3 protein-coding genes are annotated in these 7,030 nt (G+C 59.4%); all 3 read left to right on the forward strand.

The annotated features are described in order from the left end of the window. Positions 1 to 594 (forward strand): 3-oxoacyl-[acyl-carrier-protein] synthase III C-terminal domain-containing protein (locus AC0YKC_RS33615; protein ID WP_488514195.1); only part of this gene is annotated, 594 nt, incomplete at its 5' end. Positions 595 to 649: 55 nt separating this feature from the next. Continuing rightward, a complete protein-coding gene (gene panD / locus AC0YKC_RS33620; RefSeq protein ID WP_488514196.1) occupies positions 650 to 1,102 on the forward strand; it encodes an aspartate 1-decarboxylase in 453 nt (150 codons plus the stop codon). Between the two features lie 928 nt (positions 1,103 to 2,030). Beyond that, positions 2,031 to 7,030: hypothetical protein (locus tag AC0YKC_RS33625; protein WP_488514197.1), on the forward strand; the 5,000-nt coding region annotated here is incomplete at its 3' end.

The following is a 7,030-nucleotide window of genomic DNA, read 5'->3' on the forward strand; positions in this document are numbered from 1 at the left end:
CATGGCAAGGCGGCCCTTGTGGTTGCCGCCAACATCCTCAGCCGCCGCATCAACCCGGCCGAGCGCGCCAGCGCCGTGCTGTTTGCCGATGGCGCCGGCGCCGTGGTGATCGGCCCTTGCGATGACCCGGACCGCGGCATTCTCGGTGCCTCAGTGGATTCCGACGGCTCGCGCTACGGGCTGATCCAGATCCCGGCGGGAGGAAGCAACACGCCGTTCCATGGCGACCTCGACCTCGAGCAGACCCGCATGACGATCACCGACGGCCGTGAAGTATTTGCCAAGGCGGTCGAGATGATGACTGCCTGCTCGCAGGACGCGCTCGCCGCAGCCCAAATGCGGCCGCAGGATATCGATCGGTTCGTGCCGCATCAGGCCAATGCCCGCATTTTCGACGCCGTCGGGCGAAACCTTGGCGTTGCTGATCATGCGATCGTCAAGACGATCGTCGATTACGGCAACTCTTCCGCCGCCACGATCCCGCTCTCGCTCTCGCTAGCCCACCAATTGGAGCCGTTTCGGCAGGGCGAGAAAATCCTGCTGGCGGCAGCGGGTGCGGGTCTCAGCGGCGGCGCACTCGTCGCTGGAATTTAGACAGGCATGGGTTGCATAAGGACGGGTCATTCACGATGGATAGGACAACGGATCAATGCGAAAACTAGTCGCCGGCAAGCTACACGGTATCCACGTCACCGAAGCAAACCTCAACTACCACGGTTCGATAACGCTCGACCCTGACCACTGCGAAGAAGCCGGGATCCTGCCCATGGAATTCGTGGAGATATGGAACAAGAATTCCGGCGCGCGAATCTCGACCTATGTCATTTTGGGCGAGCGCGGCTCACGTTGCTGTATTCTAAACGGAGCGGCTGCCCGCACCTGCCAGCCGGACGACCAGATCATTGTCTGCAACTCCGTCTACCTGGACGAATCGCACATTACGTCGCTGAAGCCGCGGATCGTTACATTCGACCAGGACAACAACATACTTGACCGCTTGAGCTACTCTGTCGATCTCGACGGCGATGGCCGTTACAGTTTCTCGATCCTTGATGAAGCGGATGAGGCCTTGGCCATTCCTGCCCTGGTATCCGGGTCGTGACTTGGCCTCCACGTATGTGCAGGCCTCTCCCCCGTTGCAACTTACTCGGCGCTAACGAGAGGATCCAAACTTGCCGGAGCCGCTGACCCTCCGGCTTTGAAAGGACGAGTCTCGTGGCCTTTCGATACGGCGGGCCTTCGCTAGATCGCAAATATGGGCAGCCAAAAGGCCGCAAGCAGCATTGAAACCAGCTATCCGACGTCTCCCCAAATTCGGGGAAGATATCAAATTTCATCAATCGGTGGCTTGCTAGGAAGGCCGAGCCTGGCTCGTTGGCCATCGGCGAAATTCTCAGCGGGACACTGTGTGCTGAACCGATGAACCGTCAGTTTTCCGCCCTCAACAATATGAACGGCCCATCCCCCACCGCAGCGTTTGACGCGCACGTCGTTAGGTTCGCCAGTCACCATCGCTGCCCTCATTTTCGTCGCCCTGGACCAAGACTGGAAGTAGTCCCGGCACCTCGAAAAACATGAGACCTTACGTAACGTCAAGCGCGGATTTTCTGACAGCTCGCGCGCTATGGAATCGTCGGCAACAGGGGCTCTGGTCCGGCCCCTCAGCAGTGCCTTCCCGTTCAACCAGGTTTCTGCCAGTCGCGCATCCGTAAGTTGCAGCGCACCTCACCGCGAAAGAGGCCGTACAGATCAGCGAGGAGAAGCAGTATTTGTCTCGGATCTCGATCTATGGGGTGTTGACGGCGAAGCGCGCCGGCACCTGCCCATGTTGAGGCTCGTTGTCGTGATCAGCTTGTCGACAGCTTCCCCATTTAACAAAACAGACAGGGTTGGTCGCACTGGACGAACATCGGCTGCCGATGCTCACGGCGCATGCCTGCCGAGGGCTGTTAAAGGGTAGTTTGTTCCTGATTTCCGGCACGTCAAATCCAGCCCAGCCTCGAAGGCCTATTTTTTGAAGGGAGGAACGGATGGATTTCGCCTCGACGAAGTGGGAGCGTGTAAAGTCGGACAGCGCGGGCCGGCAAGCGAGTTCACCCGCGGTGCCGTCCGCAGATGCGACGACCTTTGAGCGGCAGCTGAACGAGATCGCCAATTCACGTGGCGGCAGTGCAATGCCGGCGGCCTCGACGTTGCAGCCGGTCCAGTCAGCAGGGGTTTTGATAGGGCACGGCAAGGAGCCTCTTTATTCCGAGGACGCTCGCCTTATTTCGGGGCTTGAGAACGCGCTCCCCAAGGGCAAGGCCGCCAACACCGCCAAACGCTATGTATACTCTCTTCGCAGCTTCAGCCGCTGGCTCTTCGCAAATAAAAAAGCTCCGATTGCTGCCCAGCTCGACGACCAGTCGCTGACCGATGAGGCGCGTGAGGCCATCGAAAAGGGTCATCACAGACGACTCCTTCCGGCAATAGACCATCTGCGGACCTTCCAGTCGACGGGCAAGGTGCCGATTACAAGCCGGAGTGATCTAATTCCTCACCCCCAGGACGGGGTCCTCATCGAAGAGTACAAAAACGAACCAGCGACAGTGACCCGCAGGGTATATGCAACTGTTCTTCGCAATTTCAGTGACTACCTGCGTGAGAACAACAAGCCGGGCATTGCTGGTCGGCTTTCCGGCACGTCGTTGGACGGCGATGTCAAGAGCTATAGGAAGGACGGCGGTGATCGGAATATCGGTCCCGCACTGGCTGATCTGCGAAAATCGCAGGCAGGCGCTAAAGCGATGGGGCGCGAGCGCCATATTCCCCTCGTTCCTGCTGCCGAAAACGCGGTCCGGATGGAGCCGATGCAGGAAGCGGACAGGTGGCCAGCGGAGCTGCCTCCCGTAGAAAGCTACGATCAGGATTTGCTTTGGGAGATGATGGACGAACCCGGCCCGTCGTCTCCCGAGCCAGCCGCGCGCCATGACCAGTCATCGGATCCCCGAGAGTCCGTTCGCCACTTGAACTGGGGCCACGACCCCCAGCAGTCCCCGGACAAGCCGATGGATGCACTTGCCAGCAGCAACCTCCTGCCAAGCGGGGAGTTCCTCATCAACGATGAGCGTGACACAGCTGGGTTGAGGCCAGCGAAGAGGCCGAGGACCCTGGACAATCTAGACGGCCTTGCCCTTGAGCGGCAGCTCAGCGAGGTCGCCAATTCAGGTGGAGCAATACCAGCGACCTCGACACTGCGGCCGGCTCAGACAGCTGGAGTTTTGACAGGGCGGAGCAAGCAGCCTCTTTATTCCGAGGACGCTGGCCTTATTTCGGGGTTTGAAAAGGCCCTTTTCGAGGGTAAGGCCGCCAATCACACCGTCAATACCTATGTATATTCTCTTCGCCGCTTCGGGCGCTGGCTCTTCGCAAATAACAAAGATTCGATTGCTGCTCGGCTCGACGACCGGTCGCTGACCGATGATGCGAGCGAGGCCATGGAAAAGGGTCATTACGGGAGACTCCGTGCGGCAATAGACCATCTCCGGACCTTCCAGGCGACGGGCCGCGTGCTGATCACAGGCCGCACCGAGCTTAATCCTCACCCCCAGGATCTGCCTCTCATCAAAGAGTACAGAAACGACGCAGCGGCATCGACTGGCAGGTTGTATGCAGCTGTTCTTCGCAGTTTCAGTGACTATCTGCGTGAGAACAACAAGCCGGGCATTGCTGCTCGGCTTTCCGGCACATCATTGGATGGCGATGTCGAGAGCTATAGGAAGGGCGCCGGTGATCGGCATATCCGTGCCGCACTGGCTGATCTGCGAAAATCGCAGGCAGGCGCTAAAGCGATGGAGCTCGAGGGCCATATTCGCCCCGTTCCTGATCCCGAAAACGCGATCCGTACGGAGCCGAAGCCCGTCGGCGGCGCCGCTGTCCAGCACAGCGCGTGGCAGGAAGCGGACAGGTGGCCAGAGGAGCTGCCTCCTGTGGAAGGCTACGATCAGGATTTGCCTTGGGAGCTGACGGGCGAACCCGGCCCGTCGTCGTCTCTCCAGCCAGCCGAGCGCCTTCAGTCAACCGGAGTTTTGATAGGGCACAGCAAGGAGCCTCTCTATTCCGAGGATGCTCGCCTTATTTCGGGGCTTGAGAACGCGCTCCCCAAGGGCAAGGCCGCCAATCCCACCGCCAACGGCTATGTATACTCTCTTCGCAGCTTCAGCCGCTGGCTCTTCGCAAATAAAAAAGATCCGATTGCTGCCCGGCTCAACGACCGGTCGCTGACCGATGATGCCCGCGAAGCCATCGAAAAGGGTCATAATAGACGAGTCCTTCCGGCAATGGTCCATCTCCGGGCCTTCCAGTCGACGGGCGGAGTCGTGCCGATCACAAGCCGGACTGATCTAATTCCTCACCCCCAGGACGTAGCTCTCATCAAAGAGTACAGAAACGACGCGGAGACATCGACCCGCAGGGTGTATGCAACTATTCTTCGCAATTTCAGTGACTACCTGCGTAAGAGCAACAAGGCAGGCATCGCTGGTCGGCTTTCGGGCACGTCGTTGGGCGGCGATGTCGAGCGCTATAGGAGTGACGTCGGCGGTAGTGGGAATGTCGGTGCCGCACTGGCTGATCTGCGAAAATCGCAGGCGGGCGCTAAAGCTATGGGGCGCGAGCGCTATATTCCCCTCGTTCCTGCTGCCGAAAACCCGGTCCGGATGGAGCCGATGCAGGAAGCGGACAGATGGCCAGCGGGGCTGCCTCCCGTAGAAAGCTACGATCAGGATTTGCTTTGGGAGATGGTGGACAAACCCGGTCCGTCGTCATCTCTCGAGCCAGCAGCGCGCCATGACCAGTCATCGGATCATCGAGAGTCCGTTCGCCACTTGAACTGGGGCTACGACCCCAGGCAGTTCGCGGACAAGCCGATCGGTGCACTTGCCAGCAGCAACCTGCTGCCAAGGGAGGTCCTCATCAACGATGAGCGTGACATAGCTGGGTTGCGGCCAGCGAAGAGGCCGAGGACCCCGGACAATCTAGACGGCCTTGCCATTGAGCGGCAGCTGAGCGAGGTCGCCAATTCAGGTGGAATTAGAGCAATGCTGGCCGCCTCGACACTGCAACCGTCTCAGACAGCAGCTGGAGTTTTGACAGGGCGGAGCAAGCAGCCTCTTTATTCCGAGGACGTAGGCCTTATTTCGGGCTTTGAGAAGGCCCTTTCCGAGGGTAAGGCCGCCAATCACACCGTCAATGCCTATGTATATTCTCTTCGCAGCTTCGGGCGCTGGCTCTTCGCAAATAACAAAGATCCGATTGCTGCTCGGCTCGACGACCGGTCGCTGACCGATGATGCGAGCGAGGCCATGGAAAAGGGTTATTACGGGAGACTCCCTGCGGCAATAGACCATCTCCGGACCTTCCAAGAGACGGGCCGCGTGCTGATCACAAGCCCCGCTGAGCTAAATCCTCACCCCCAGGATCTGGCTCTCATCAAAGAGTACAGAAACGACGCAGCGACAAGGACCGGCAGGTCTGTTCTTCGCAGTTTCAGTGACTACCTGCGTAAAAACAACAAGCCGAGCATTGCTGCTCGGCTTTCCGGCACGTCATTGGATGGCGATGTCGAGCGCTATCGGAAAGACGGCGGTGATCGGAATATCGGTGCCGCACTGGCTGATCTGCGAAAATCGCAGGCAGGCGCTAAAGCGATGGAGCTCGAGCGCCATATTCTCCCCGTTCCTGATCCCGGAAACGCGCCGCGGATGGAGCCAATGTCCGTCGGCGGCGCCGCTACGCAGCACAGCGCGTGGCATGAAGCGGACAGGTGGCCAGAGGAGCTTCCTCCTGTGGAAGGCTACGACCAGGATTTGCTTTGGGAGATGATAGACAAATCCGGCCCGTCGTCATCTCAGCCAGCCGCGCGCCATGACCAGTCTTCGGATCGAGCGTCCATTCGTCCCTTGAACTCGGGCTACGACCCCCAGCAGTTCCCCGACAAGCCAATGGGTGCATTTGCCAGCAGTAACCTCCTGCCAAGCGAGGAGGTCCTCATCAACGATGAGCGTGACACAGCTGGGTTGCGGCCAGCGAAGAGGCCGAGGCCCCTGGACAATCTACACGGTCTTGCCATTGAGCGGCAGCTGAGCGAGATCGCCAATTCAGGTGGAGCAATACCGGCGACCTCGACACTGCGGCCGGCTCAGTCAACTGGAGTTTTGATAGGGCGGAGCAAGCAGCCTCTTTATTCCGAGGACGCTGGCCTCATTTCGAGACTTGAGAAGGCCCTCTTCGAGGGCAATGCCGCCGATGCCACTGCCAACACCTATGTATCTTCTCTTCGCAGCTTCGGGCGCTGGCTCTTCGCAAATAACAAAGAACCGATTGCTGCTCGGCTCGGCGACCGGTCGCTGACCGATGATGTGCGCGAGGCCATCGAAACGGGTCATAGTGGGAGACTCCGTCCGGCAATGGACCATCTCCGGACCTTCCACTCGGCGGGCGGAGTGGTGCCGATCACAGGCCGCGCTGAGCTAAATCCTCACCCCCAGGATCTGCCTCTCATTAAAGAGTACAAAAACGAAGCAGGGACATCGACTGGCAGGTTGTATGCAGCTGTTCTTCGCAGTTTCAGTGACTATCTACGTGAGAACAACAAGCCGGGCATCGCTGCTCGGCTTTCCGGCACGTCCTTGGACGGCGATGTAGAGCGCTATAGGAAAGACGCCGGGGGTAGTCGGCATATCCGTGCCGCACTGGCTGATCTGCGAAAATCGCAGGCAGGCGCTAAAGCGATGGAGCTCGAGCGCCATAACCTCCCCGTTCCTGATCCCGGAAACGCGATCCGGATGGAGCCGATGGGCGTCGGCAGCGCCGCTGCGCAGCACAGCGCGTCTCAGGGCGCTAGCAGATGGCCAGAGGAGCTGCCTCCCGTAGAAAGCTACGATCAGGATTTGCTTTGGGAGATGATGGACAAACCCGGCCCGTCTCTCGAGCCGGACCCGCGCCAGTTCCCCGACAAGCCGATCGGTGCATTTGCCAGCATCAACCTCCC

Source organism: Mesorhizobium sp. CNPSo 4661, assembly GCF_057784215.1.